The 26,167-nt window shown below is 59.9% G+C and carries 24 protein-coding genes; 10 read left to right on the top strand and 14 right to left on the bottom strand.

Annotation, left to right across the window (positions count from 1 at the left end):
- Nucleotides 1-17 precede the first annotated feature (17 nt).
- From AB4P97_RS25250 to AB4P97_RS25215, 8 genes are all read right to left on the bottom strand, one after another.
- On the bottom strand, nt 18-950 hold the full coding sequence (locus tag AB4P97_RS25250; RefSeq protein ID WP_395601756.1) for a sigma 54-interacting transcriptional regulator: 933 nt from the start codon (nt 948-950) through the stop codon (nt 18-20).
- Nucleotides 951-1,005: 55 nt separating this feature from the next.
- The gene (locus AB4P97_RS25245) at nt 1,006-1,587 is read right to left on the bottom strand and encodes an alpha/beta hydrolase (RefSeq protein WP_042557103.1); all 582 of its coding nucleotides are present in this window, start codon (nt 1,585-1,587) and stop codon (nt 1,006-1,008) included.
- Nucleotides 1,588-1,966: 379 nt separating this feature from the next.
- Nucleotides 1,967-2,368: a biopolymer transporter ExbD gene (locus tag AB4P97_RS25240; protein ID WP_003220570.1), complete on the bottom strand. Its 402-nt coding sequence runs from the start codon at nt 2,366-2,368 to the stop codon at nt 1,967-1,969.
- 1 nt (nt 2,369) lies between these two features.
- Nucleotides 2,370-3,095 (bottom strand): MotA/TolQ/ExbB proton channel family protein, encoded by a 726-nt coding sequence (locus AB4P97_RS25235; RefSeq protein ID WP_042557102.1) that lies wholly within the window; start codon nt 3,093-3,095, stop codon nt 2,370-2,372.
- Nucleotides 3,096-3,140: 45 nt separating this feature from the next.
- Complete coding sequence (locus AB4P97_RS25230) at nt 3,141-3,956, bottom strand: energy transducer TonB (protein ID WP_395601755.1); 816 nt, start codon at nt 3,954-3,956, stop codon at nt 3,141-3,143.
- Between the two features lie 378 nt (nt 3,957-4,334).
- Nucleotides 4,335-4,661: a hypothetical protein gene (locus tag AB4P97_RS25225; protein WP_042557100.1), complete on the bottom strand. Its 327-nt coding sequence runs from the start codon at nt 4,659-4,661 to the stop codon at nt 4,335-4,337.
- Between the two features lie 190 nt (nt 4,662-4,851).
- Nucleotides 4,852-6,195, bottom strand: a complete 1,344-nt coding sequence (locus AB4P97_RS25220) for an aryl-sulfate sulfotransferase (protein ID WP_042557099.1) — start codon at nt 6,193-6,195, stop codon at nt 4,852-4,854.
- Nucleotides 6,196-6,218: 23 nt separating this feature from the next.
- Complete coding sequence (locus tag AB4P97_RS25215) at nt 6,219-8,573, bottom strand: TonB-dependent receptor (RefSeq protein WP_042557098.1); 2,355 nt, start codon at nt 8,571-8,573, stop codon at nt 6,219-6,221.
- Nucleotides 8,574-8,738: 165 nt separating this feature from the next.
- Between AB4P97_RS25215 and AB4P97_RS25210 the strand changes: the two genes are divergently transcribed.
- On the top strand, nt 8,739-9,683 hold the full coding sequence (locus AB4P97_RS25210) for a LysR family transcriptional regulator (protein ID WP_042557097.1): 945 nt from the start codon (nt 8,739-8,741) through the stop codon (nt 9,681-9,683).
- 213 nt (nt 9,684-9,896) lie between these two features.
- Nucleotides 9,897-11,513 carry an alkaline phosphatase family protein gene (locus tag AB4P97_RS25205; protein ID WP_042557096.1) on the top strand — a complete coding sequence of 539 codons (1,617 nt, stop codon included), beginning with the start codon at nt 9,897-9,899 and terminating at the stop codon, nt 11,511-11,513.
- Between the two features lie 107 nt (nt 11,514-11,620).
- On the opposite strand, the gene AB4P97_RS25200 is transcribed toward AB4P97_RS25205, so the two are convergent.
- On the bottom strand, nt 11,621-12,541 hold the full coding sequence (locus AB4P97_RS25200; protein WP_047299276.1) for a TauD/TfdA family dioxygenase: 921 nt from the start codon (nt 12,539-12,541) through the stop codon (nt 11,621-11,623).
- 181 nt (nt 12,542-12,722) lie between these two features.
- Here AB4P97_RS25200 and AB4P97_RS25195 point away from each other — a divergent pair, with 181 nt between their 5' ends.
- The gene (locus tag AB4P97_RS25195) at nt 12,723-13,643 is read left to right on the top strand and encodes a LysR family transcriptional regulator (protein WP_042557094.1); all 921 of its coding nucleotides are present in this window, start codon (nt 12,723-12,725) and stop codon (nt 13,641-13,643) included.
- Between the two features lie 96 nt (nt 13,644-13,739).
- Here AB4P97_RS25195 and AB4P97_RS25190 read toward each other — a convergent pair whose 3' ends face one another.
- Nucleotides 13,740-14,753 carry an ABC transporter substrate-binding protein gene (locus tag AB4P97_RS25190; RefSeq protein ID WP_042557093.1) on the bottom strand — a complete coding sequence of 338 codons (1,014 nt, stop codon included), beginning with the start codon at nt 14,751-14,753 and terminating at the stop codon, nt 13,740-13,742.
- A 408-nt stretch (nt 14,754-15,161) separates the two neighbouring features.
- Between AB4P97_RS25190 and AB4P97_RS25185 the strand changes: the two genes are divergently transcribed.
- Genes AB4P97_RS25185 through AB4P97_RS25175 form a run of 3 tightly spaced genes read left to right on the top strand, consistent with a single transcriptional unit; the run spans nt 15,162 to nt 19,195 of the window.
- Nucleotides 15,162-16,760, top strand: coding sequence for an ABC transporter permease (locus AB4P97_RS25185; protein ID WP_042557092.1), 1,599 nt, complete (start codon nt 15,162-15,164; stop codon nt 16,758-16,760).
- Nucleotides 16,757-17,572 (top strand): ABC transporter ATP-binding protein, encoded by an 816-nt coding sequence (locus tag AB4P97_RS25180; RefSeq protein WP_042557091.1) that lies wholly within the window; start codon nt 16,757-16,759, stop codon nt 17,570-17,572. Before AB4P97_RS25185 ends, AB4P97_RS25180 begins: the two co-directional genes overlap by 4 nt.
- Nucleotides 17,573-17,584: 12 nt before the next feature.
- Nucleotides 17,585-19,195, top strand: a complete 1,611-nt coding sequence (locus AB4P97_RS25175; protein ID WP_042557090.1) for an arylsulfatase — start codon at nt 17,585-17,587, stop codon at nt 19,193-19,195.
- 129 nt (nt 19,196-19,324) lie between these two features.
- On the opposite strand, the gene AB4P97_RS25170 is transcribed toward AB4P97_RS25175, so the two are convergent.
- Nucleotides 19,325-20,398: a fatty acid desaturase gene (locus tag AB4P97_RS25170; protein ID WP_042557089.1), complete on the bottom strand. Its 1,074-nt coding sequence runs from the start codon at nt 20,396-20,398 to the stop codon at nt 19,325-19,327.
- A 100-nt stretch (nt 20,399-20,498) separates the two neighbouring features.
- Here AB4P97_RS25170 and AB4P97_RS25165 point away from each other — a divergent pair, with 100 nt between their 5' ends.
- Complete coding sequence (locus AB4P97_RS25165) at nt 20,499-21,503, top strand: AraC family transcriptional regulator (protein WP_395601754.1); 1,005 nt, start codon at nt 20,499-20,501, stop codon at nt 21,501-21,503.
- 107 nt (nt 21,504-21,610) lie between these two features.
- Here AB4P97_RS25165 and AB4P97_RS25160 read toward each other — a convergent pair whose 3' ends face one another.
- Nucleotides 21,611-22,996 (bottom strand): heavy metal sensor histidine kinase, encoded by a 1,386-nt coding sequence (locus tag AB4P97_RS25160; RefSeq protein WP_047299271.1) that lies wholly within the window; start codon nt 22,994-22,996, stop codon nt 21,611-21,613.
- Nucleotides 22,986-23,666 carry a heavy metal response regulator transcription factor gene (locus AB4P97_RS25155; protein WP_042557086.1) on the bottom strand — a complete coding sequence of 227 codons (681 nt, stop codon included), beginning with the start codon at nt 23,664-23,666 and terminating at the stop codon, nt 22,986-22,988. Before AB4P97_RS25155 ends, AB4P97_RS25160 begins: the two co-directional genes overlap by 11 nt.
- A gap of 136 nt (nt 23,667-23,802) precedes the next feature.
- On the opposite strand from AB4P97_RS25155, the gene AB4P97_RS25150 reads away from it, so the two are divergent.
- Nucleotides 23,803-24,285 carry a heme-binding protein gene (locus AB4P97_RS25150; protein WP_042557085.1) on the top strand — a complete coding sequence of 161 codons (483 nt, stop codon included), beginning with the start codon at nt 23,803-23,805 and terminating at the stop codon, nt 24,283-24,285.
- 14 nt (nt 24,286-24,299) lie between these two features.
- Nucleotides 24,300-24,710: a hydroxyisourate hydrolase gene (gene uraH, locus AB4P97_RS25145; protein WP_042557084.1), complete on the top strand. Its 411-nt coding sequence runs from the start codon at nt 24,300-24,302 to the stop codon at nt 24,708-24,710.
- A gap of 127 nt (nt 24,711-24,837) precedes the next feature.
- On the opposite strand, the gene AB4P97_RS25140 is transcribed toward uraH, so the two are convergent.
- A complete protein-coding gene (locus AB4P97_RS25140) occupies nt 24,838-25,515 on the bottom strand; it encodes a Crp/Fnr family transcriptional regulator (protein WP_047299268.1) in 678 nt (225 codons plus the stop codon).
- A gap of 82 nt (nt 25,516-25,597) precedes the next feature.
- Here AB4P97_RS25140 and AB4P97_RS25135 point away from each other — a divergent pair, with 82 nt between their 5' ends.
- Entirely contained in the window at nt 25,598-26,122 is a 525-nt protein-coding gene (locus tag AB4P97_RS25135) for a DUF962 domain-containing protein (RefSeq protein ID WP_150593799.1), read from the top strand.
- The last annotated feature ends 45 nt before the right edge of the window (nt 26,123-26,167 follow it).

Below are 26,167 nucleotides of genomic sequence, written 5' to 3'. Positions count from 1 at the left end.
CATGTTGGACGAAACGGTTACAACCGGTCGCTCAAACTAATCAGCAATTCTTTCAACGCCTTACGCTCATCGACACTGCCACCGATTTTGATTTGCGTCACCAGCCGCTCGATCTGAACTTGCGGGCCAGACGCGTCGGGCAGGTTCAGGTGCTCCGGCAGAATCTCGTCGCCGGTGCTCACCAACAAGGCAAAGTGAATGACGTTTTCCAGCTCACGGGTGTTGCCTGGCCAACTGTGTTGTTCAAGCACGTGTTGAGCCGCTTCGCTGATCAACGGCACGGGCAGACCCAGACGCTGGCTGTAGATGCCGAGGAAATATTCGGACAACGACAGAATGTCGCCGATCCGCGCGCGCAGCGCCGGCAACTCCAGTTGCCCTTCGCTGAGGTAATGGTAGAGCCGCTCGTGGAATTTCCCGGCGTCCACCGCTTGCGCCAGATCGATACTGGTCGCCGCCACCAGCCGCACATCCACTGGGCTCGGCTGATGCGCGCCAACGCGGGTGACTTCGTGGTTTTCCAGCGCGGCAAGCAACTTGATCTGGATCGGCAACGGCAAGTCGCCAATTTCATCGAGGTACAAAGTGCCGCCGTTGGCTGAGCCGAACCAGCCAGCGCGACTGCTGGCCGAACCTGTGTAACTGCCAGCGGCGTAGCCAAACAGTTCGGCATCGGCATAAGTAGGGCTGATCGCGCCGCAATTGACCGAAACGAACAGGCCACTGCGATCACTGGCACGGTGGATGTGCCGGGCGAGCAGTTCTTTACCGGTGCCGGTCTCGCCACGGATCAGTACCGAGACCGAGCGCGGCGCCAATTGCTCAAGTTCTTCACGCAACTGACGCGAGCGCGGGTCAACGAACACCAGCGCTTTGGCGCGAATGCTCAGGGGGCTTTTTTCCGCATCGGGAAAGGTCAGCAACGGCTGACCGAAAGTATCGAAACTCATGGCAGACTCCCGCCCAGAACCGCCGGCAGACGGGGGCGTTTAAAGAAATAAAAAATCAGGCGCGACGGCGTGCGTGGTCTTCCATACGGTTTTGCAGGCGATAGAGATAAGCAAAACCCTGCTCCCAGCGCTGATGCCCGGACTTCACATTGATGTGTCCGGCGCCGGCCAGAATTCCGGCCTCGGCACCCCAGTTGCGCGCCAGTTCCAAAGCACGCGGCGCACTGACGGCGGCGTCGTTGTCGGAGCTGACCACCTGGCTCGGGAATGGCAGCAGATCGGTCGGAATCGGTGCGAAATTGCGCAGTGCCGGCGCGCACGTCGGGCGCTCGACATCTGCCGGCGCGACCAGCAAGGCACCACGTACCTGACGCAGGTATTGCAGCGGTGCGGTGGCTGCCCAATGGGCAACGGTGACGCAGCCAAGGCTGTGTGCGATGAGGATGACCGGCGTGCTGTCGGCGGCAATCGCCTCGGCCAACGCGGCGACCCAGTCTTCACGGCGAGGTGTCAGCCAGTCGGCCTGTTCCACCCGCGCGCTGTTCGGCAGGCTGTTCTGCCAGTGGCTTTGCCAATGATCTTCTGGCGATCCTTGCCAGCCCGGCACAATCAGGTAGCGAATTGATTCGTTGCGCATGGGGGAGCTCTCCTGCGTGTCTGTTCCTGAGCGAGTATAGGGACGGGATTTATATTCGTTAAGGAATAAGAAGCTATTTATTAAGACCTGAAATGAATATGAGATTTGTGCATGGCTTGAAATCTTTTCCCCCTCACCCCAGCCCTCTCCCCCATGGGGGCGAGGGGAAATGGAGCCGATCTCCTGGCCTTTCAAATCCTGAGTTCGACTGGATTTGTCATGTCGATGTATAGCGGCCAAACAACGCGGTCAGTTCCCTCTCCCTCTGGGCGGTCCGACGTTTTGGGAGCGCTAGGGTGAGGGGCTTTTCTCCCCCGCGAGAAATAAAAAAAGGGCCGCACCCTGCCAAGGAGACGGCCCCGGAAAAACGTAAATTCTGTTAACGCGCAGTGATCACCGACAACTTGGTAATCCCCGCCCGCTCGATCGAGGCCATGGCCCGCGCCACTTCCCCGTAGTTCACCCCGTCATCCGCCTGCAATTGCACGCGCACTTCCGGGTCCTTGGCCTTGGCCGACTTGAGGTTGAATTCGAGCAAGTCCGGCTGAATCTCATCCTTGTTGATAAACAGCTTGCCGGCGCCATCGATACTCACCACCAGCGGGTCTTTCTGCTCGACCGGCGCTACCGCTTCGGTCTTCGGCAGGTTGATCGGTATCGCGTTGGTCAGCAGCGGCGCGGTGACGATAAACACCACCAGCAGCACCAGCATCACGTCCACCAGCGGCGTCACGTTGATCTCGCTGAGCACCTCATCACTGTCTTGCGTGGAGAAGGCCATATCAGGACGCCTCCTTCACTTTTGCCGCGTTGCCTTGCGCTGCAACCTTGTGCGCCGTCGGATGAATCAGCACGCGGAACGCACTCTTCTGCGCCAGGCTGTAGAAGTCGTGGGCGAAGTCATCCAGATCGGCGGCGGTCAGTTTCAAACGCCGCAGAAAGTAGTTGTAAACCAGCACTGCCGGTACCGCGACGGCGATACCCACGCCGGTCGCAACCAGTGCCGCACCGATCGGACCCGCCACCGTTTCCAGGCTCGCCGAGCCTGCCGCGCTGATGCCTTTCAACGCTTCCATGATTCCCCACACCGTGCCGAACAGACCAATGAACGGCGACGTACTACCGATACTCGCAACCACCGCCAGACCGGTCTCCAGCGAACGCCGTTCGCGGACAATCTGCTGACGCAAGGCACGTTCCAGTCGATCCTGATGGTTGATCGCCTGGCTCAAATCATTCGTCTGCGGCGCCTCACCAACCTGAATCGCCGCGTAACCGGCCTGTGCCACCCGCGCTGCTGCGCCGGGTTGGGTTTCGCTCAACTCGGCGGCGGAATCCAGACTCGACGCCGCCCAGAAGCGTTTATGAAAGCGCCGATCCTGTGCTTTCAGACGGCCGAACTGCACAGCCTTGAGCAGTGCCAGACCCCAGGTGGCGACGGAAAAAACCACCAGCAGCCAGATCACCGCGCTTTCGATGGATTCCAGTGGAGATGCCAGTAACGTCATGATGTGTTCCCTCGTGTAAACGTTTAGCGCGAATTTGGTTTCGGTTTAATGAATCTTGAAATCGATGGGCACGCTGACCCAGCCGTCCTGGGCGACATCACCCTGCTTGGCCGGGACAAAACTCCAACGTTTCACGGCGTTCAGCGCTGCGTCGTCGAGTTGTTGCCGGCCACTGCTTTTCTGAATCTGAATCTCGCCCGGTTTGCCGCTGGCCAGCACATGCACGCGCAACAACACCGTGCCTTCCCAGCCGCGACGCTGAGCCAGCGACGGATATTCCGGCGCGGGGTTTTTCAGGTAGGCGGCGTTGGCTGACGCCGGTGTCACCGGTGCCGGCGCGGGTGGTGCAGGTGGAGCTGGGGCGACGGCCGGTGCTGCCGGTTGGGGCGGTGCCGGTGGTTGTTCAACAGCTTTTGGCGCCGGTTTCGGAACCGGTTTAGCCACAGGTTTCGGCTTGGGTTTCGGAATAGGTTTGGGCGGTGGTGGCTTTACCGCCAGTTCGTCTTCTACCGGCGGCGGTGGCTCGACCACAGGCGCAGGCGGTGGTGGCTCGACAACCGGTGGCGCGGGTGGTGCCGGGCGCGAAAACTCGATGGTCATCGGTGGAATTTCCGGCGGCACAATCGGCAACACCGGCGTCGGCTTCTGGCTGACCCAGTAGATCACCACGCCATGCACCACCAACGCCAGCACACCGAGCAGAATCGTCTCGCGGCGACTCAGAATGCCTTTGGGCGCGCGCTGCAAACGCAACTGCCCCAACGGCACGCGATGCGGTCGGCCGAGATCGACCAATTCGCCACTCGGCGTCTGACGCCACAGCAATTCCTGTGCGCTGGCGGCGGTCTGGACATTGCCCATTGATTCACTCCCTGCGGTCTTTTTTGCGTTCTCTACAAAAAGGCTGAGCTGCCGTTTGTTGAATCCCCCACGGCAGATCACTGGGTGAATCATTGGGCTTGACGCTTATCTCCGAAAGTAATCTTTAACGTTATGCATAGGCTTTTATGGAATATGTGAATTGATCATTTCCAGCAAAGCCACGCGCCACAAGGGCTGCAGCGATGTGTGAAAAAATGCATGCTTTTCAGGCATTGAAAGTATTCACGCAACGCATCGATTTCGCCTGACCGGGTTTGGCAGGACAATTAATACACATTCGATAGTTGACGAATTTATCGTCAGCAATAAAAAAGCCGATGCACTTTCGTACACCGGCCTTTATATATTTCAACTGAGTTACTGCTTGACAAACTCCCCTGCCAGCGTCACGACTTCACCGTCAAAGTTAGTACGGGAACCGGCTGCGCGAACTCTCGCGTAATTATGATCGGGAGAAAACAATGACCACGCCTGAAACCCGCTATTACCATTCAGACCGACAAACGTAATGGTGGTGGGTTGTCCGGTGCTGTTCTGGAAATGGTAATGCCCGTAGCTGACGTCATAGTTGACGCCGCCCTGGCTGAAGGTACCGCTGAAGGTGCCGTTGGAATCGTTGCCATCGGTAATCGTCAGTTTGGCGCCAGCGTTCGCGTTTACATAAGTGCCATTAATGCTCGACATAATTCGACTTCCTTTATCGTTGGGATAAGTGTCTTCCGATGAGAGCAAGTTTCCTCCTGGAAACTCACGACAGTCAGAATGGTTGGACATTCAAATATTGTCCACGCCACTTACAAACGAAATTGCAATAAGCACTGTTCAAGTTACTCATAACTTATCGCCAATCGGTCGAGCATTAATTCCATTTCAACTAACGACTGGCATTGGTCTGCTGCACGCCAACGGCCGGCGCAATGACGGCCGTCTCGGAGCGCGGCGTTCCGGCAGGCACCCAGTCATAACTCACAGGCAGCGCTCGATAGACCCAGTTGCTGCTTGCGTCACTACCCGGGGCTTTGCCGAGGTAGGGACTGACGTATTCCCAGACGTTCTCACCCTTGGCTGTAACCTGGAAAAACCGCCCGTTCATACCTTCGTCGATCAGCGTATTGCCGTTGGGCAAGCGCCGTGCGCTGCTGATAAATGAGCTGTAAAACGCCCAGCCCGGCTGCTTCGAATTGGCCGCGCTGTACTGCCAGACAATCTCATTTTTCAGCGGGTCGATTTCCAGCACCCGCGAGCCGGAGATCAGCCCGAGCGTCACGTTCGGATAACCCGCCGAGCCCTGGTTGTCGAACACCAGCAGATTGCCGGCGCCGGGCAATCCGGCCGGGATGATGTGGGCGTCATGCTGACCGACAAACTGATCCACCGGGCGCGGCAGAGTCTGCGCGGTTTTCGGGTTGATCAGCGGCAGGTTCGGCCCCAGACGCCAGACCACTTTGCCGCTGTTCTTGTCGATGATCGCGATGAAATTGGCGTTGCGTGAATCGATCAGCAGGTTGTCCGGATTGAAGCGTTTGTCACCGGCATCGAACCACTTGTTCGGCCCGACCAGACTGAGGTTGTTGATGTGCAGGTAATCGGGATTGTCACTGGCGCGCACCAGTTTCAATTGCTCGGCCGTGAAGCCAAACTCGTTGAGGTGCTCGGAGGCCAGCCATTGCCATTTAACCGCGCCATCGGCACCGACTTCGTAGATTGCATCGTCAATCACCTCGGGCACTTTGAAACCTTTGACCTTGTGTACCTTGTTGGCCAGCACCACGGTGTTGCCGTTGCTCAAGCGGCGCTGGTCATGATGCTGCTGCGCCGCACCACCGGGTGCGTTGTCGCCCCACTGCCAGACGACTTTGCCATTCCAGTCCAGTTCGCCGACGCTCTGGTTGCCCAGGCCGTTGCCGGCCGAACCGAGCTTGCCCGGATCCTTGTCGCTCAGTTGCAGCAACACGTGTCCACGCTCACCGCCGACCAATTGCGGGTCGATGATCGCCGAGGGGAAACCCGCCTGTGGCCAGGTTTTCACCTCGTTGCCGTTCATGTCGATCAGGTGCGTCTGCTTGTCGGCGCCGCTGAAGATCACGTACTGATTGAACGCCTTGTCCGGGTCATAACGGGTAACGCCCGTGGGGTAGACGCTGGGTGCGGCGAAGGCGCCGCTACTCAACACCGCGCCGGACAACAACAGCGGTAAAGCGCTTTTGATGGGCAACATGATGCAGCTCCTTGAAGGGTCAATCAGAAGTCATAGCGGCCAGTGACGCCGAGGGTTCGCGGTGTGCCGAGCAGGCCTTCATAGCCGCCGTTGCCGCCGGTCCACAGGGTCGTGTAGTAGGTTTTGTCGAAGGCGTTTTTCAGCCACAGCGAGATGTCCCACTGGCCTTGGTTGAAGTCACCGCGCAGGCCGGTGGAAAAGTTGACCACCGCATAGCTCGGGATCTGGCCGTAGTCGGAATCCTCGACCGTGCCGACGGCTTTCGAGCGGAACGCATAACTGGCGGTGACGTAGGGTTCGAAGCCGTTATCCAGATTCCATTTGTATTCGCCGTTGGCGTTGCCGATCCATTTCGAGGCACCGACCACTTGATGGCCGCTGAGATCGCAAGAGGCCGGAGCGCCTGGCGCTTGGCTGACTTCCGGCGGGCATGGCGCATCTTTATAGGAGAGGTAGCTGACGTCGTTGTAGGAGCCGTTGATGTTCAGGGTCAGGCCGCGCAGCGGGATCACCGTGCTCTCGAATTCGACCCCGCGCGAGCGCACGGAACCGGCGTTGGTCAGGTATTGCACGCGGTTTTCGGCGTCGTAGGCGTTGGTCTGGTAGGCGTTGACCTGAGTCCAGAACACGTTGGCATTGAGTTGCAGACGGTGGTCCCACAGCGTGCTTTTGAAACCGAGTTCGGCGTTGTTGGCGCGCTCGGTGCCGATCAACAAAGAGTCGGCGCCGGCCACCGGAGCCGAGCCGACCGCAAGGTTGACCCCGCCGGATTTCTCGCCGTGGGACAGCGTTGCGTAGCCGAGCACATCATCGGTGATCCGGTAGCTGAGGTTGAGCAACCCGGACGGACTGGAGCTGTACTGATTCAAGTCGCCGGAATCGTAAGCGCCGGCACGACCACGCCGCGCCGTTGCGGCAGCACCGGCGACAGTCGCACCGCCGACCGGAGCATTGCGCGTAACCCAAGCACTTTTTTCTTCATAAGTGCCGCGCACCCCGGCGGTGAAGTCCAGGCGCTCGGTGAGGTGCCAGGTGCCTTGGGCGAACAGTGCAAAGCTGTCGGTCTTGATGTGGCCGTTGCCGACGCTGGTCACGTTGGCCAGCGCACCGGCCGGCGTGCCGTTCCAGATATCAGCCTGCGGGCCGTAATAGGCGAAGGATTTGTTGTCCAGGTTGTTGCCGAAGTAGTACGCACCTACGACGTAATCGAAGAACTCGCCCTTCGGTGAGGCCAGGCGAAATTCCTGCGAATACTGTTTGTCTTCCACCGAAACCCCGGCGTTATAGCTCGCCGGCACGTTGAGGCCGTCGTCGTTGCGCGGGGTGAAATTCCAGAAGCGGTAGGAGCTGATCGAGGTCAGGGTGAAGTCACTTGGCAGCGTCCAGTTCGCTTCGACCGAGGTGCCGCCCTGATGCACGGTGACGTGCTGATCGTTGTCCAGATTGACCTTGCGGTGCGAGCCGTTGACCAGCGTCGCACCAGCGGCATTGGCTCGCGACTGGTAAAGATTGACGCCATTGATGGTCGGCCCGGTGCTGTACAGCACGCGGGTGCCGGCGCTGGAATCCTCTTCGTTGTAATCGCCGATCCAGCGCAGGTTGAAATCTTCGTTGGGCTTGAACAGCAACTGTGCACGGAAGCCGTCGCGCGAGCCGCCGTTCAGATCATGGCCGTCGTATTCATTCTTGATGTCGCCATCGCTGCGGGTGCGATAGGCGGAAAAACGCCCAGCGAGTTGATCGTTGAGCGGCCCGGAAATAGTGCCCTTGGTCTGGAAGTAACCGTCCTCGCCGACCGAGGTTTCAATGCTGCGTTCAGGTGTAAACGTCGGCGCACGGGTACTGATGTTGATCACCCCGGCGGTGGTGTTTTTGCCGAACAACGTGCCTTGCGGGCCACGCAAAACTTCGAGCTGCTCGATGTCCATCAGATCGAACACCGCCATCCCCGGGCGGCCCAGGTAAACGTTGTCGATGTACAGGCCGACGCTGCCTTCCAGACCATCACTGGCCGGGTTGTTGCCCAGGCCGCGAATCGACACGCTGGACTGGCGGGCGTGCATGTAGGCGACGTTGACGCTCGGCACCAGCTGCTGCAAATCCTGGATGCGGTAGACGCGTTGAGTTTCCAGATTCTGGCCGCTGACCACGCTCATCGGCGTCGGCACATCTTGCGAACTTTCTTCACGGCGGCGGGTGGTGACCGTCACGGTTTCCAGTTGTGAACTGTTGGCCGCCGGCTTGCCGGCCGGCACCGGGGTTTCCGAATCGGCGGCGTAGCTGTGAGTCCAGCTGGCGCTCCCTGCCAGTAACAGGGCCAGAGGCAGGCGTTTGAGCCGTTGTGGTGTTAGGGGTGACGCAAGGTTCAACGGACTCATGGCGCGGCTCCTGGTCAAAAAACACACAGACATCGTCAGCGCTGCATATTCTTTTAAGTTATTTATTTATGGATTTACAAATATTTACTGCATAAGAGATTGCCTTTATAAGGAGTCGACGTAATGCATATCCAATGCATTTCCCGGATATTTTTTATGTGAAAAATGCATATCGACTTGCGCCAACTTCGTCACTTCATCGCCTTGGCTGACCAACGCAGCTTCGTCGCCGGCGCGCAGGCGGTGAACCTGTCGCAGTCGGCGTTCAGTCGCAGTATTCAGGCACTGGAACACAGCGTTGGCTGCCAGCTGGTTGATCGCGGGCGCAAGGAATTGCCGCCGACCAAGCAAGGCCAGGTGCTGCTCGAACATGCGCGGCGGCTGGTCAGCGGTGCGCAGCAAATGGCCAACGAGATCAGCCAGTTCAATGGCCTGGAGGCGGGAGAATTGCGCTTCGGTTGCGGCCCCGCGCCGGCAGCGGGATTGATTCCGCGTGCCATCGGCAGCTTCATTGGCCGATATCCAAAAGCGCGGGTGCAGTTCCAGGTCGATGACTGGCAGAGTCTGAGCAAGCGCCTGCTCAGCGAAGAGTTCGAATTTTTTGTCGCCGACACCCGACACTTTGAAGCCGATCCGGATTACCTGACGTACCGGTTACGCCCGCGCAAATGGCATTTCTGCTGCCGTGCGGGGCATCCACTGGCAGGTTTTGAGCGGGTTACCGCCGAACAACTGATGAGCTATCCGCTGGCGGTGAGCATTCGTCCGCCGAACCTGCGCAAAGTCATCGTCGACCTCAGTGGTCGCCCGGATTTCACACCGAATGTGGAGTGTGAAAACAGCTCCAGCCTGTTGAGTGTGGTGCTGCGTTCGGATGCGATCGGGATTGTTGGCGCGTACTCCGATGCGTTGCATCAGGCCAAGGGTGATCTGCTGTGTTTGAAGATCGAAGGGTTGGCGGACGATCTGGAGGAGTTGTACACCCGCTACGGGATTGTCAGTCGGGCGGGGTATCGGTTGTCGCCGTTGGCTGAGGCGATGATTGTGCAGATCAAAGAGATTGATGCGGTGGATGAGGAGGTGTGTTCACTTGAGAACCTGGCTGTCTGAGCTACCGCTATCGCTGGCAAGCCAGCTCCCACAGGATGTGCGTCTGGCAGAAATAATGTGTTCAACCGGGACTTGTGGGAGCTGGCTTGCCAGCGATGGCGTCGCCACTCACACCGATGCATCCACTGCATAAAACCCATTCCCCAAATGCACTTGCCGAACACCCCCACCGAAAGCGAAAACCCTCGCCTGTCTCTCTGACCGGTGAACCCCATGTCCCATCCTGAACAACCCGTGCGCAACGTGCTGTACATCATGTGCGATCAACTGCGCCGCGATTACCTGTCCTGCTACGGCCACCCCCATTTGCACACGCCGAACATCGATCGCCTGGCCGCAGCCGGTGTGCGTTTCAGCCGCGCTTACACCCAAGGCACGATCTGCGGACCGTCACGGATGTCGGCCTACACTGGACGCTACGTCAGCAGCCATCAAGTGGCATGGAACGCGGTGCCGTTGCCGCTGGAAGAACTGACCATCGGTGATTACCTGCGCCCTCACGGCATTCGTACCGCGCTGGTCGGCAAGACCCACGCCACGGCGAATGTCGATGCCTTGCAGCGTCTGGCCATCAACCCGGACAGCGAGCAGGCCGAAGTGCTCAACGAGGTCGGCTTCGAACCCTACTTCCGTCACGACGGCATCTTCCCCGACGACCCGCTGTTCGACGACAAACGCGAATTAGCGCCTTACACCCATTACCTGCGCGAACACGGTTTCGACGGCCGCAACCCCTGGCACGACTGGGCCAACGCTGCCGAAGGCGAGCACGGTGAAATCCTCAGTGGCTGGCAAATGCGTCATGCGCATTTGCCAGCACGAATTCCCGAGCAACACTCAGAGACTGTCTACACTACAAATCGAGCCATCGACTTCATCACCGAGCAAGGTGAGAAATCCTGGTGTTTACACCTTTCGTATATCAAACCGCACTGGCCCTACATCGTACCGGCGCCATACCACGCCTTGTACAGTACGAAATCGATTCTCGAACCGGTCCGCGCGACGCCCTCCGAAGCCAGCAAACACCCCGTATACACTGCCTTTCGCCAGCATGAGGAAAGCCTCAACTTCTCCCGCGATTCAGTACGATTGAATGTAATACCGACCTACATGGGCCTGATCAAGCAAGTGGATGATCAGTTGGGGCGACTTTTCGATTTTCTGCAGAGCAATGGCCGCTGGGATGACACGTTGATCGTGTTCACCAGCGATCACGGCGACTTCCTCGGCGATCACTGGCTGGGCGAGAAGGAGTTCTTGCTGGAGCAGGCGGTGGGCGTGCCACTGATCGTGCGCGACCCGCGGGCGGCGGCGGATGTCACTCGGGGAACGGTGGATGATCGGCTAGCGGAAACCATCGATGCGCTGCCGACGTTTCTTCAGGCGCTGGGATTGCCGGGGGCAGAACATCGGCTTGAAGGGCGTTCGTTGATCCCGCTTCTGCACGGTAAAAATCCAGACTGGCGCCGCTATGCAATCAGCGAATACGACTACGCCTTCCAGGCTCCGGCACGGGAGCGACTCGGACAACCGATCGACCGTTGCCGCATGACCATGGTGCGCAGCGAACGCTGGAAATACCTGGCGTATGACGGCTTCCGGCCGCAGCTGTTTGATCTGTTGAATGATCCGCAGGAGTTGCGTGATCTGGGTGATGACCCGGCGTATGCGGCGGTGCGCGAGGAGCATGCGGGGCATTTGTTCGAGTGGGTGCGCGGGTTGAAACGGCGGACCACGATCAGTCATCAGGAGATTGATTTAAGGGGGCAGCGCTTTCGTTATGGAGAGCCGGAAGCCGAGAAGGTTGTTCAGATTGGTGTGTGGTAGTTAAAAGCATCGCTGGCAAGCCAGCTCCCACAGGATTTGTGTTTTACACATCCATTGTGTTCAACACTTTCCACTGTGGGAGCTGGCTTGCCAGCGATGGGGCCAGATCAGACGCCGCCGATATCAGGGCCTTTGATGATCTGGCTGCGCTGCCCTGACGCCCCCACCGGCACCTCACCTTTAAGCGTCACCCGGCGCACGATCCGATCCTGCGTGCCGTAGTCATCAATCGCGTAATGCTGCGTCGAACGGTTATCCCAGATCGCCACATCACCGGCCTTCCACCGCCAGCGCACGGTGTTTTCCTGACGAATCACATGGCTCTGCAGCAACCCGAACAGGTGCGCCGAATCCGCTTGCGAGTAACCCTTGATGCGCTTGACGAAGTGCCCCAGCAACAAGCTCTTCTCACCGCTGATCGGGTGTACGCGCACCACCGGGTGCTCGGTCTCGTAAACGGTCGAGGTGAAGATCTTGCGGTAGCGCTCAAGCTTCTCGGCCGAGACGTCAGGCTTGGCGCCGGCGTAGTCGTATTCGTTGCTGTGCACGGCGACCAGTTTGTCTGCCAGTTCACGCAGCTCGGTCGGCAGTTCGTTGTAGGCGGTCGCGGTGTTGGCCCACAGGGTGTCGCCACCGAAGGCCGGAGCCACCACCGAGCGCAGGATCGAGGCTTTCGGGTAAGCGTCGACGAAGGTCACGTCGGTGTGCCAGGAGTTGGCGCGCTGGCCTTCGGCACCGTCCAGTTCCAGCAGATAACGGGTGCCGTCACGCACCGGTACGGTCGGGTGCGCAACTGGCTCGCCAAGCAGATGGGCGAAGGCTTCCTGACGCTGATCGTCGAGCTGGGTTTGCTCACGGAAGAACACGACTTTGTACTGAATCAGTGCCTGTTGAATGGCTTCGACCGTGGTGGCGTCCAGCTCACCGGACAGGTGCACGCCACGGATCTCGGCGCCGATTCGGCCGGCCACCGGATGAATTTCCAGCGCGTGGACAGCGGGTTTTACAGCGAGTGCGGCATTGCTCATGGGTAGACCCTCATCGACTGCTTACGGTTGGACGGCAGCGAAACAACGCTCTATCTATATTCCATTTACATCTAATAGATATTCACATGCTTCGTTGACGGAATAAGAGCTTGCATTTAAAACCTCTGGCAACCCTCCTCGCAAATGCCTTCGAGCTATTTTTAGGATGCCGGAAAAGCATATGGATCTTCGCCAGTTGCGCTATTTCATCGCCCTCAACGAACACCGCAGTTTTGTCCGTGCGGCGGACGCGATGGGCATCACCCAACCGGCGTTCAGCCGCAGCATTCAAGGGCTGGAGCAAGAGTTCGGTTGCGTGCTGGTGGATCGCGGCAACAAGGATCTGCGCCCCACGCCCGAAGGCCAGGTGGTGCTGCAACACGCGCTCAGCCTGGTGCAGGGCGCGGCGCTGCTCAGCGCGGAAGTGACACAGATGACCAAGCTCGATGCCGGCGAGGTGCACTTCGGTTGTGGTCCGGCGCCAGCGGTGAAACTGGTGCCTGACGCGGTGGCGCAATTCATCAATGCGCACCCGAAAGTGCGCACCTGCTTTCAGGTGGATAACTGGGAAAAACTCAGCCGTGCGCTGAGTCGCGAAGAGATCGAATTTTTCATTGCCGACATCCGTCATTTCGAATCGGACCCGAACTTCCAGACCCAACCGCTGACGCCCAAGCGCGGGGTGTTTTTCTGCCGGCCGGGGCATCCGTTGCTGGCCAAGGAAAGCCTGTCGACCAACGACATGTTCGATTACCCGCTGGCGACCACATTGATCCCGCCGGGCATTCGCAAACTGCTGGCGAACCTCAGTGGCCGGATCGATTTCTCACCGACTATCGAGACCGAGCATTTTCCGGCACTGGTGAAGGTAGTGCTGCAATCGAATGCCATTGGCATCGGCACGGAAGAGGCGTTTTACGAGGACATTGCCCAGGGTTCGCTGGCGTTGTTGCACTGGCGCAATCTGCCGCAGAACCTCGAGAGCATGAATGCACGCTGCGGGATTGTCAGTCGCACCGGGTTTCGCTTGTCGCCGGCAGCTAGAGCGATGATCGAGACGCTGGTGGCGGTGGATAAGCAGGAAATCAGCGTCGCCGTTTGAAGACGCCTTCGCGAGCAGGCTCACTCCCACAGTTGGAATGCATTTCCATGTGGGAGCGAGCCTGCTCGCGAAAGCGCCAGATCAGCCGCTAAAGATTCAGAGCTTGGCAGCCGCCAATTCAGGCGCCACCCAATCGTTCACCTTGAACGGTTTGCGAATCAGCTTCTGCTGCGCTGCCAGATCAACTTTGTCCTGCAAACTGCCAAGGAACACCGGGTCCAGCGTCGACGGGAATATCTCGCTCAACTTCTGATCTTTCAGATCCTCGGTGAGGATCACCGGTGGATAACTCGCCAGTCCCGAGACCAACTGCACGTACGCAGCCTTGTTGCTGTCCTGGGTCAGCCATTCCACGGCCTGCTCTTGCGCCTTGAGCAGTTTGCTCACGGCCTCCGGATGCGCATCGACAAACTTGCCGCTGCCCACCAGAACCGACTGCACGCTGCCAGCACCGCCCAGATCCTTGGTGTTCAGCGGCAATTCGGCCAAGCCCTTGGTCTGCAACGCGGCCAGGCCGGAGCTACCCCACGACGCATCGATCTGCCTGGCCGCCAGTGCGGCAGTCGCGCCGGTGAAGTCGAGGTTGATCACCTTCAGATCCTTCTCGCTCAAGCCCTGACTGGCCAACGCCGCATCGAACGACAGCTGCGTTGCGGTGCCGCGAAAGATCGCCACGCGCTTGCCTTTGAGGTCCTGCAAAGTCTTGATCCCCGAGCCCGGCACGACGCCCAGGTACTGCTTCACCCCGCGGGCACTGGCGCTGAGCAGCCGCGTATCGAGGCCGTTGGACTTGCCGATGATCGCCGCCAGATCACCCAGATACGCCAGATCGACCTGACCATTGGCGAACGCCTCGTTGATCACCGGCCCGGCCCCTTTGAAGAAACTCCACTGAACCTTGATGTCCTGTTCGGCGAAGGCCTTTTCGAAGATCTGCTGATCGCGCAATACGTCGACCACGCCCCCGCCGCTGTGCTGGGTGCCGGCGCTCAGGTCGGGCACGGCGATGCGGATTTCCTTGAGTTCGTCGGCATGGACGGTGAAGGCCAACAAGCCCGCCAGAGCCGGGGCGGCGAACAAACTGAAAACGCGTTTGAAGGGAAGGTTCATGGGTGCAGCTCCTGATCACGACGGGCGTTGAGGAGCCGAAAGTAGGCCGAAGGAGCACCTGCGCTTAAATACTATAAATTCACATTTTTATAGCTTTTGGAGCTAAGCAAGAAACCATGGGGCTTACAGCGGCGTATGCATTAACAGCATCGAAAATATTCTTCGAATGCATTGGATGCGCGTCGCGCTGGAGGCCTTAAATGGTCTTGCTTATCTCCCAATAGAATTAATTTGAATTTTATTAGATCAATTTTGCATACACCGCTAACCCTAATGTGGGAGCGGGCTTGCTCGCGAAGGCGTCCTGTCAGCCAACACATTCGGCGACTGATACCACGCCTTCGTGAGCAAGCCCACTCCCACAAAAGCAAAGCGGTCAGCCATGCAACCCGACAACGGAGGTCACCCATGGCCCGTCAATCCCTGCTGAGCTTGCCGCTGCCCGCACCGCCGCTAAAAAGTCGGCGCCCTTGGCCAAGCCTGCAGCAACGCCTGTTGCCGTGGTTACTGCCACTTAGCCTCTTCACCCTGTGGTGGCTGGCCGCGCGCAATCACTGGATGAGCGAACAGATCCTGCCGGCGCCGTCACTGGTGTGGAACAGCGCAGTCGAACTGTCTCATGGCGAGTTGTGGAGCCACTTGTGGATCAGCCTGCAACGGTTGTTCTGGGGATTACTGGCAGGGATCAGCGCCGGGGCGATTCTGGGGGCGGCACTGGGTTTCAGTCGCCGCCTCGAACGCTTGATCTTCCCGACCTTCGCCGGCCTCGCGCAAGTACCGACGCTGGCGTGGATTCCGCTGTTCATGGTGTTTTTCGGTATCGGCGAAGTGTTGAAACTGGTGGTGCTGATCAAAGCCATTGTGGTTCCGGTGACCTTGCACACACTGGTTGGCGTACGCGATGCGCAACCGAAACTGCGTGAAGCAGCGGCCGTACTGCGCCTGCCGTCGCATTTGCTGATTCGTCGTCTGGTGTTGCCTGCCACCCTCCCCGCATTCATGGCCGGTGTACGTCTGGCGCTGGCCGCCGGCTGGACGTCGCTGCTGGCCGTCGAACTGCTCGCCTCCAGCGAAGGCATCGGTTACCTGATGGTCTGGGCACGGCAGCTGTTCATGCTCGACATCGTTTTCGTCTGCATCGTGGTCATCGGTCTGATCGGCGTCACGATGGATCGCGGCATCGGGCTGCTGGATAAAAAACTGGTGCACTGGCCGCACCCGGCCACCGCTGAAATTCGTCGCGGCCCGCGCTATGACGGCTGGCAGCGCCTGCAACCGTGGTTGCTGCCGCTGGGCTTGTTCGTGCTGTGGCAATTGGCGAGCGATCAGCAGTGGGTCGACGCCAATATTCTGGTGAGCCCGCTGGCCGTGCTCAACACCACGTGGGACGGCTTGCTCGACGGAACGCTGATCACCGGCATGGCCCTGAGCCTTGGGCGCACCCTTGGTGGTTTGCTGCTGGGCGGCGGAATTGGCTTCGCCCTCGGCCTGCTGTTGGGGCTGTCGCACCTCAGCGAACGCCTGCTCGGCCCGACGCTTGCGGCGCTCCGCCAGATCGCGATTTTCGCCTGGGTGCCGCTGCTCACCGCGTGGTTCGGTCTGGGCGAATTGGCCAAGTGGGTATTCGTCGCCCTCGCCGCGTTCTTTCCACTGTTTATCGCCACGCAGCGCAGCGTCGCCAACCTCTCGCCGCAACTCAACGAAGCCGCGCAAGTGCTGCGCCTGAGCCTCGGCCAGCGCTTGCGCCGACTGGTGCTGCCGGGTGCCGCACCGGGGATCTTCGCCGGGCTTCGCCTGAGCCTGATCTACGCCTGGCTCGGCACCATCGGCGCCGAATATTTCATGCCGTCCAACGGCGGCATCGGCAGCCAGATGATCGGCGCGCAACAACTGCTGCGCATGGACCTGATCATGGCCGGCATGCTCCTCGTCGGTTTGACCGGCGCCCTGCTCAACCTTATTGGCCAACGCCTGGAAATCCGCGCTACCCGCTGGAGACACGCATGAACGCACCGATTGTCAGCTTCAACCACGTAGGCAAATCCTTCGACGTCGACGGTTTCGAACTGGAGGCGATTCGCGAATTCAACCTGGACATCGCCGAGGGTGAATTCGTCGCCATCGTCGGCTCCAGCGGCTGTGGCAAATCCACGCTGTTGCGCTTGCTGGTAGGCCTCGATACGCAGTTTCGCGGGCAGATCCGCGTGGATGGCAAGGCCGTCAGCGGCATCGGTGGCGAGCGCGGCATCGTCTTTCAGGAGCACCGCTTGTTTCCATGGCTGACCGTGGCCGACAACATCGGCCTCGGCCTGGTCAATGAGCCGCTGAGCGCCGCAGACAAGCAACAACGCATCAACGACTTCATTGATCTGGTCGGCCTGCGCGATTTCACCCGCGCCTATCCTCACCAGCTCTCCGGCGGCATGGCGCAACGGGTGGCAATCGCTCGCGGCCTGGTCGCCAGCCCGCGGATTCTGCTGCTCGACGAGCCTTTCGGTGCGCTCGATGCGCTGACCCGTCAGCAGATGCAGGACGAGCTGTTGGCGATCCGTGCCCGCGCGAAAATCACCACGATCCTTGTCACCCACGATGTCGAAGAAGCGATTTTTCTGGCCGACCGCGTGGTGGTGATGGAGCCGCGTCCGGGGCGCATCAAGCAAGTGGTCGACATTGCCCTGGCGCATCCGCGTCAGCGCAGCAGTTTCGACTTCCATCAGTTGCGTGAAGAACTGCTGCACGAACTGACCAGTGACGACCATTACCAACCGAGCGTACCGGTGCAGATCCGCGATCTGCCGCTGTCGTTCATTGCCTGCTGAGAGGAGCTTTCGATGCCGCAACGCCCCAATTTTCTGGTGATCCTGGCCGACGATCTCGGCTTCTCCGACATCGGTGCCTTCGGCGGCGAAATCGCCACGCCGCACCTCGATGCACTGGCCAGCAACGGCCTGCGCCTGACCGATTTTCACACCGCACCGACGTGCTCGCCGACCCGCTCGATGCTGCTGACCGGCACCGATCATCACATTGCCGGCATCGGCACCATGGCCGAAACGCTGACGCCGGAGCTGATCGGCAAGCCGGGTTACGAGGGTTATCTGAATGACCGCGTCGTGGCCCTCCCCGAGCTGCTGCGCGAGGCCGGATATCAGACGTTGATGAGCGGCAAATGGCACCTCGGCCTGACCGCCGAACTGGCGCCTCATGCACGGGGTTTCGAGCGCTCGTTCTCGCTGCTGCCAGGCGCGGCCAACCATTACGGTTTCGAGCCGACTTACGATGAGCAAACCCCCGGCCTGCTGAAATCCACGCCGGCGCTGTACATCGAGGACGACACGTTCATCGACGAATTGCCAAAGGATTTCTACTCGTCCGACGCCTTCGGCGACAAGCTGCTGCAGTACCTGAAGGAGCGCGACCAGACCCGGCCGTTCTTCGCTTATCTGCCGTTTTCCGCACCGCACTGGCCGTTGCAGGCACCGGCCGACATCGTTGAAAAATACCGTGGCCGCTACGATGCAGGCCCGGAAGTCTTGCGACTCGAACGACTGGAAAAACTCAAGGCACTGGGGCTGATCGAAGCGGACGTCGAACCCCACCCGCTGGTCCAGCTGACCGCGCAATGGGATGCACTGAGCCCTGAGCAAAAGCAGATTTCCGCGCGGGCGATGGAAGTCTACGCAGCGATGGTCGAGCGCATGGACTGGAACATCGGTCGGGTCGTCGATTACTTGCGCCAGCAAGGCCAACTGGATAACACCTTCATCCTGTTCATGTCCGACAACGGAGCCGAGGGCGCGCTGCTTGAAGCGTTCCCGAAATTTGGTCCGGAGCTGGTGACGTATTTGAGCCAGCACTACGACAACAGCCTCGACAACATCGGCCGGGCCAACTCCTACGTCTGGTACGGGCCGAACTGGGCGCAGGTGGCGACAGCGCCATCGCGGTTGTTCAAGGCGTTCACCACCGAAGGCGGGATTCGCGTGCCGGCGCTGCTGCACTATCCGCAACTCTCGCTCAAAGGGCAGATCAGTCACGGTTTCGGCACGGTGATGGACATCACCCCGACAATTCTTGATCTGGCCGGCGTGCGTCATCCGGGCAAGCAGTGGCACGGCAAACCGGTGGCGCCGTTGCGCGGTAAATCATGGCTGGGCTTTTTGTCTGGCGAGACGGCGCAGGTGCATGACGAGCACACGGTAACGGGTTGGGAGTTGTTCGGGCGCCGGGCGATTCGCCAGGGTTCGTGGAAAGCGGTGTGGATCCCCGGGCCGGTGGGGCCGGCGACGTGGCAGCTTTATGATCTGGCCAATGATCCGGGAGAAATTCATGATCTGGCGTTGAGTCAGCCTGACAAGCTCAGCACCTTGATCGGGCATTGGCAGCAGTATGTCGAGGAGACCGGGGTGATTTTGAGTGCTTCGCCGTTTCAGCCGGATTGAGGTTGCCTGAGATATCGCTATCGCTGGCAAGCCAGCTCCCACAAGGAGCGATGTCGTTCATAAATATTATGGACGACACAAAAACCTGTGGGAGCTGGCTTGCCAGCGATGAGGACCTGAACTCACCTATCAAGCCCGGGCAGTACGCACCTCTTCCTGCACCAGTTCATTCTTGCGAACAAACCGGTTCGCCCGCCCAAACGTGCCGAAATCATTGAACCGCACGCCCATCTCACGCATCACCTTATGCGCCACTGGCACGGTCAGCTGACGAATATAAAACGGCTCCTTGACCACAAAATGATGAATCCCGTGACTGCTGCCAAAGTTGAAGCAGAACGCCTGCAACGGCCACAACCACCACGGATTCAGCACCTGACACTGTTGCAGCACATTGCCCAACTCGACATCACCGTAGTAATGCATGTTCGAACTGATGAAATGCAGGCAAAAAGTGCGCAACACGTTCGGGCCGATGATCACCACGGCGGCGATATCGATTACCTGCATCACCGACAACGTGGTCGCCGACCATTCAATCGGCGAGCCCATCAGGTAGGCGATGCCATTGGCTGCGTGGAAGCCTAAAAACACATACCACGCGCCCCAATGCACCAGCGCCAGCGGCGCGTAAACCTTGAACACCCTCTTGAGAATGCTCCACTTGTGCGCCCAGGTGGGCGCCCGAAGCAAACGGATGAAAGCCGACATCATGTTGTCGCCGACCATCAGCAGACGCGCAAAACCCCACGGTTCGCCGTTAGTGATTGCGCGCTCTTCCATGTCGGTTTCAGTGCCGGACACCTTGTGGTGATTGAGATGCAGATGCCGGCGAATCCACGGATTGATCGTGCTCGGCCGCGCCAGCCACACCAGGCCCATCATCAGGTTATGCGGCACGCGTTGCTTGCGGAAATACATGCTGTGGATCAGGTCGTGCTCAAGCTCATGGGTGAGCGAGGCAAAAAATGCATTGAGCAGCAGGCACACCCACCAGGCCATGTGGCCAGTGATGTACAGCGCCGCCGAGCCGATCATCCCGGCCAGGGCAAATGCCAAAATCCCCGCGCCAAGCGCATCCTGATGCTTGAGAATCGGGTAGCGCTCGCGCAATTCCATGCCTTTGGCCAGCACCACTTCGCGAATATGCGCTGATCGCTGCGCCGCATTGTGTCGCTGGGGGCTTGCAGAAGTACCGTCCATGCTTCCATCCTCGGGTTTAAGATGTTCGTATCTTGCGTCGTGATGTTTGCAATGACGGTAGCCGAGAACGCCAACCTGTTGACCGGAAGCGCCAATCAGCATGAAGGAACCGACCTCCCTCGCCAGTTGGACCCGTGCCCTGCGCAAGCAACTCGACGCGCTGGGGCTGGACAGTACTGACCTGTGCCAACAGGCCGGGCTCGATCCGCAACTGATGGACGACCCCAACGCGCGCTATCCCCTGTCCGCCACCACGCGCCTGTGGCAGTTAGCTGTGCAGGTCAGCGGCGACCCGGCAATCGGTCTGCGGGTGTCGCGTTTTGTCAGCCCGACCACGTTCCACGCGCTCGGATACGCGCTGGTGGCCAGTGGCAGTTTGCGCGAAGTGTTCGAGCGTATCGCGCGCTATCACCCGGTGGTCAGCGATGCGCTGGAACTGGATCTGAGCCGCACCAACGATCGCTATCTGTTCCGTCTGAAAATTCCCGCAGGCAATCCCGCGCCAGCCTTCGAAGCCATTGATGCCTTCGCCGCGATCTACGTGCGCACCTGCCGCAATCGCCTTGGCCGCAACTACGCGCCGCTGGCCGTTTACCTGCGTCGCCCGGAACCGCTCGATGTCCATCAATGGCACAAAGTCTTCCGTGCCCCGGTGCATTTCGCCTCGGCCGAAGATCGCCTGGAGTTCGCCCTCAACGACTTCGACAGCCACCTCGACGACGCCAACCCCGAACTGGCGGAACACAACGAAGCTGTACTCAAGCGCACCATGGCCCAGCTCAAACCACTGACCTGGGAGCGCAAGGTGCGCGACGCCATCGAAGAACAACTGCCCGAAGGGGAGCCCAGCGCCGAACGCATCGCCCAGGCTCTGCACTTGAGCTTGCGCAGCCTGCAACGGCATCTGGCGGATGAGGGTTGTCGCTTCGACACGCTGCTCAACGAAAGCCGCGAAAACCTCGCGCTGCTGCACCTGCGCGATCCGCAGTGTTCGTTGAGTGAGGTCAGTTATTTGCTGGGGTTTGCCGACACCAGCAGCTTCAGCCGCGCGTTCAAGCGCTGGACGGGGATGACGCCGGGGCAGTTTCGCGATCAGTTGCGCTGAGCGACCCGAGCGTTGAATCGTCGGTTCCGGCCCCTTCGCGAGCAGGCTCGCTCCCACAGAGAACCGCATTCCAAATGTGGGAGCGAGCCTGCTCGCGAAGAGGCCGTCTAATTCACCACAAACCCAAGCTCAAACACAGTCCCCGTCGCATCACTGCTCACCCGCACCTGCCCACCATGCAGTTGCATGATCGACTGCACGATCGCCAGACCTAACCCGCCGGAATCACCCGGTTCAGCGCGGGCGGGGTCGACGCGGTAGAAGCGATCGAACAGTTTGCCCAGATGTTCAGGCGCGATGGCCGGGCCATAGTTGTTCACCTGCAACCAGCACATGCCCGGCTCATCGCGCTGGCGCAAGCTGATGACCGAGCCGACGTCAGCGTGGCGCACCGCGTTGGCCAGCAGGTTGCCGAGGGCGCGCTGCAGCAGTTGCTGGTCGGCAAACAATTGCCCACTGAACGTGTTTCTCAAGTGAATCCCACGATCGTCGGCCAGGGCTTCGAAGTAGTCACACAGCTCATTGCCGATGTCAGCCAGATCCAGCGTGCGCAAGTCGAGCGCACGCTCCGCCTGTTCGGCCCGGGCAAGAAACATCAGGTTTTCCGCCATACGTTTGAGCCGTTCGAACTCTTCCATGTTCGAGGCCAGCAATTCCTGATACTCCGCCGTGCTGCGCGAGTGATTCAGCGCCTGGCCATTACTGGCGAGCAAGGTATGCAGCGGGGTGCGAATTTCGTGAGCGAGGTCGGCGGAGAACTGCGACAGGCGCTGGAAGCTGTCCTCCAGCCGCACAAGCATGGCGTTCAGCGCGTTTACCGGCTCAAGCAGTTCCGCCGGCGTGCCAACGGCAGGCAGACGCTGATCAAGGCTGCGCAGGTCAATACCGCGCACCGCTTCGCTCAATTGCCGTAAAGGTTGCAGGCCACGGCGCAGCAGCACCAGCCCCAACGCAAACGCCAGTAACGCACCCAGCCCGATCGCGACGTACAGCCGCATCCGGTAGCTGGCGAGCATCTGCTCGCGTTCGCTTAGTACTTTCCCGGCAATCACGGTTAGCGATTCGCCGTTCGGCCCCTGAGCTTCGCCGGACAGCAGCGCCACTTCGGCGCCGTCGGGCGCCTGCCAGGTCATCACGTCGCGACGTTGCGGCGGCTGATCGCGCGCGATTGAGTTCAGCGCTGGAAGCGTTCGCTGGCGCGGGTTGATCGCGATCACATTTGATCCATCCGCGCGGCGCACCAGCAGCAAACTGTCGAGATTACCGAGCATGTTCTGATACAGCCGCGGCCGAGCCTGCAACGCATCGAGGCTGTCGCTGTCGGCGAGCAGAGCACGCACCTGTTCCAGTCGCCCAAGCAACGCCAGGTCATCACGGTAGGCGATTTCAGCGGCGAGGGAGCGGTAGAGAAACACGCCAATCGCGCTCAATACCAAAGCGCAGACCATCGCGAACGCCAGCGCCAGGCGCCAGGCAATCGACCTAGAGCGCATCGTCGGGCGCTTCCAGTTGATACCCGACGCCGCGCACGGTGTGGATCAGTTTCGGCATAAACGGATCATCGACTTTCGAGCGCAAACGCCTTACCGCGACTTCGACCATATTGGTGTCGCTGTCGAAATTCAGGTTCCACACCTGTGAGGCAATCAGTGTGCGCGACAGCACTTCGCCCTGGCGGCTGGCGAGCAATTGCAACAACGCGAATTCCTTGTTGGTCAGGGCAATGCGCTGACCGCCGCGACTGACGCGACGGCGCAAAACGTCAATCTCCAGATCGGCAATGCTGTACGACTCGGCTTCGCGCATTGGTCCGCGACGTAGCAGGGTGCGTACGCGCGCGAGCAGTTCGGCGAAGGCGAAGGGCTTGAGCAAGTAGTCGTCGGCGCCGAGTTCGAGACCGCGCACGCGATCTTCAATGGCGTCCTTGGCGGTGAGGAACAGCACCGGCGTGGCGCCGCGCTGGCGGATCAGTTGCAGCAATTGCCAGCCGTTGAGGCCCGGCAGCATCACGTCGAGGATGATCAGGTCGTATTCCTGCTGCTCGATGAAATAGCGCCCGTCGAGGCCATTGAGCGCCACATCCACGGCAAATCCCGACTCGCCCAGCCCCTTGGCGAGGAAATTGGCGGTTTTTGCTTCATCTTCTACGACCAGCAAACGCATGGCACACCTCGATTATTCAGACGCACAGGCTAGGCGCCTTCGGCCTCGTTGCCCATTACAAACTTGTAATCCGACTGACGGCGTTCTGACGAAGTCCGGCGACTAAGGTGGTGGCCTTCGCTTCCGGAGCCTGTTTATGAACGTCAAATACCTCGTTGCGAGCCTGGCCATCGGCCTCAGCGCCAGCGTTTTCGCCAGCCCTGAACTGCCACGCCACGCCGACCTCGACCTGAAAACTGCGCGCCTGCTGGCCGACACGGCAATGAGCAGCTGCACCGGCACGGTGTCGGTACTCGATCGGGGCGGTAACTTGCTGGTGACCCTGCGCGGCGACGGTGTAGGCCCGCACAACACCGCTGCCAGCCAGCGCAAGGCCTACACCGCGTTGTCGACAAAAACCCCAACGCGCCTGTTCGCCGAGCGCGCCCGCAGCAACCCGGAAACCGCCAACCTCAACACCCTCGACGAATTGCTGTTGCTTGGCGGCGGCATTCCATTGTTCGCAGGCGATGAGCTGGTTGGCGCCATGGGCGTGGCTGGATCCGGCGGCGGTGAGCAAGACGAAAACTGTGCAACCCGGGCCGCTGACAAAGCTGGCCTGTCCATCACCCGTTCCTGATAAGGAGATTCACCATGACGACTTTGCGCATGACCTTCGCTGCGCTGGGCCTCAGCGCGTTTTCCAGCCTGGCACTCGCCGCTGGCAATCCGCTCAGCGTGCACGTACTCAACCTGGAAAACGGCCTGCCCTCGCCGGGCGTCAACGTGACCCTGGAAAAACACGTTGGCCAGAACTGGCAGCCATTGGCCGAAGGCACCACCAATGAGCAGGGGCGCATTGCCGAACTGTTCCCGGCCAAACAGCCATTTGAAGCGGGCGAATACCGGGTGGTGTTCAAGACTGGCGAGTACTTCAAGAAGACCAAACACGACACGTTCTTTCCGGAAATTCCGGTGATTTTCGAAGTGAAGCAGACCGATCAGCATTACCACATCCCGCTCCTGCTGAGCCCGTACGGCTTCTCGACCTATCGCGGTTCCTGAAATCAACACGGATCAAAAATGTGGGAGCGAGCCTGCTCGCGAAGGCGTCGGGTCAGTCAAAACGACTGGTGAATGACCCACCGCTTTCGCGAGCAGGCTCGCTCCCACGCAGGATTTCAGGTGTTCGCTAAATCGTGGCCAGCGCTCGCAACCGCACCGCATCAAGGATCTCGATCTCGCCATACCCCAAGCCAATAATCCCCTGCCCCTGCAAGTCCTTGAGGATCTGATTGGTGGTCTGTCGGGATAACGAAAGCATCGATGCCAACTGCTCCTGCGGCAGTTGCAGCAACCGGCGGGGCGCGTCGATTTCGCCGTAGCCCTCGGCAATCATCAGCAAGCGATGAGCCAGTCGCGCCGGGGCTGGCAGCAGGCTGAGCTGTTCGAGATTAATGAAAGTCAGGCGCAGCTTGTGGCTCATCAACAGCGCCAGATGCCGCCAGTACACCGGGTGCTCATCAAGCAGTTTCAGCAACGTGGCCTGCGGGATATTCAGCAGCGTACACGGCCCCACGGCATAGGCGTCATGGGTACGCGGCTGACCGTCGAACAGGCTGATTTCACCAAACCAGTGCGGCGCCTCGACCAGACTCAGTAACGCCTCCTTGCCTTGCTCGCTCACCGCGCCGATGCGCACGGCGCCATCGAGCACCGCGTACAGACCACACGGCGGATCGCCACGCTGAAACAGCCGCTGCCCCGCCGTCAGCCGCCGCTCCCGCGCAGCCGCCAGCAGACTATCCTGAAAGGACGCAGGCAAATGACTGAACCACTGCCCGGTCAGCAGCCGTGAACGCTTATCCATGATCACTCCTAATTGTCGCCTGCCTGACAGAACGAACCCTGAACCCCGGGCATGCTGCGATCACCCTACAGGAGGAACAACAATGAAAAGCCTCGTCGATCATCTGAGTCAATACGCCGCCTACCACCGCGACCCGCGCAACATCGCCAGCCACTTTATCGGCATTCCGCTGATCGTGGTGGCAGTGGCGGTTTTGTTGTCGCGTCCGGAATGGTCGCTGGGCGGCTTGTGGATATCTCCAGCCGTGGTGGTAGCGCTGGCCTCGGCGTGGTTTTACCTGCGCCTGGAGGTGAAACTCGGCGTACTGATGACGGTGCTGATGGGGTTATCAGTCTGGGCCGGGCATGTCCTGGCGCAGCAGAGCACCATGGTCTGGCTGAGCAGCGGTCTGGCGATGTTTGTGATCGGCTGGGTGATCCAGTTTGTCGGGCATCACTACGAGGGACGCAAACCGGCGTTTGTCGATGATGTCAGCGGTTTGATCGTCGGGCCGCTGTTTGTCGTGGTGGAGCTGGCGTTCATGCTCGGGATGCGGCAGGAATTGAAGCACTCGATTGAACAGCGCTGCGGTCCGGTGACCCTGCGCACACACAAAACCGCCCATTAAAAAAACCAAGCGAGGTGCGCGACTGCGCTCCTCGCTTGGCCTGTT

Source organism: Pseudomonas sp. A1230 (assembly GCF_044218825.1).
Taxonomy (GTDB): domain Bacteria; phylum Pseudomonadota; class Gammaproteobacteria; order Pseudomonadales; family Pseudomonadaceae; genus Aquipseudomonas; species Aquipseudomonas iridis.
This window is presented reverse-complemented; position numbering and strand designations above follow the sequence as displayed.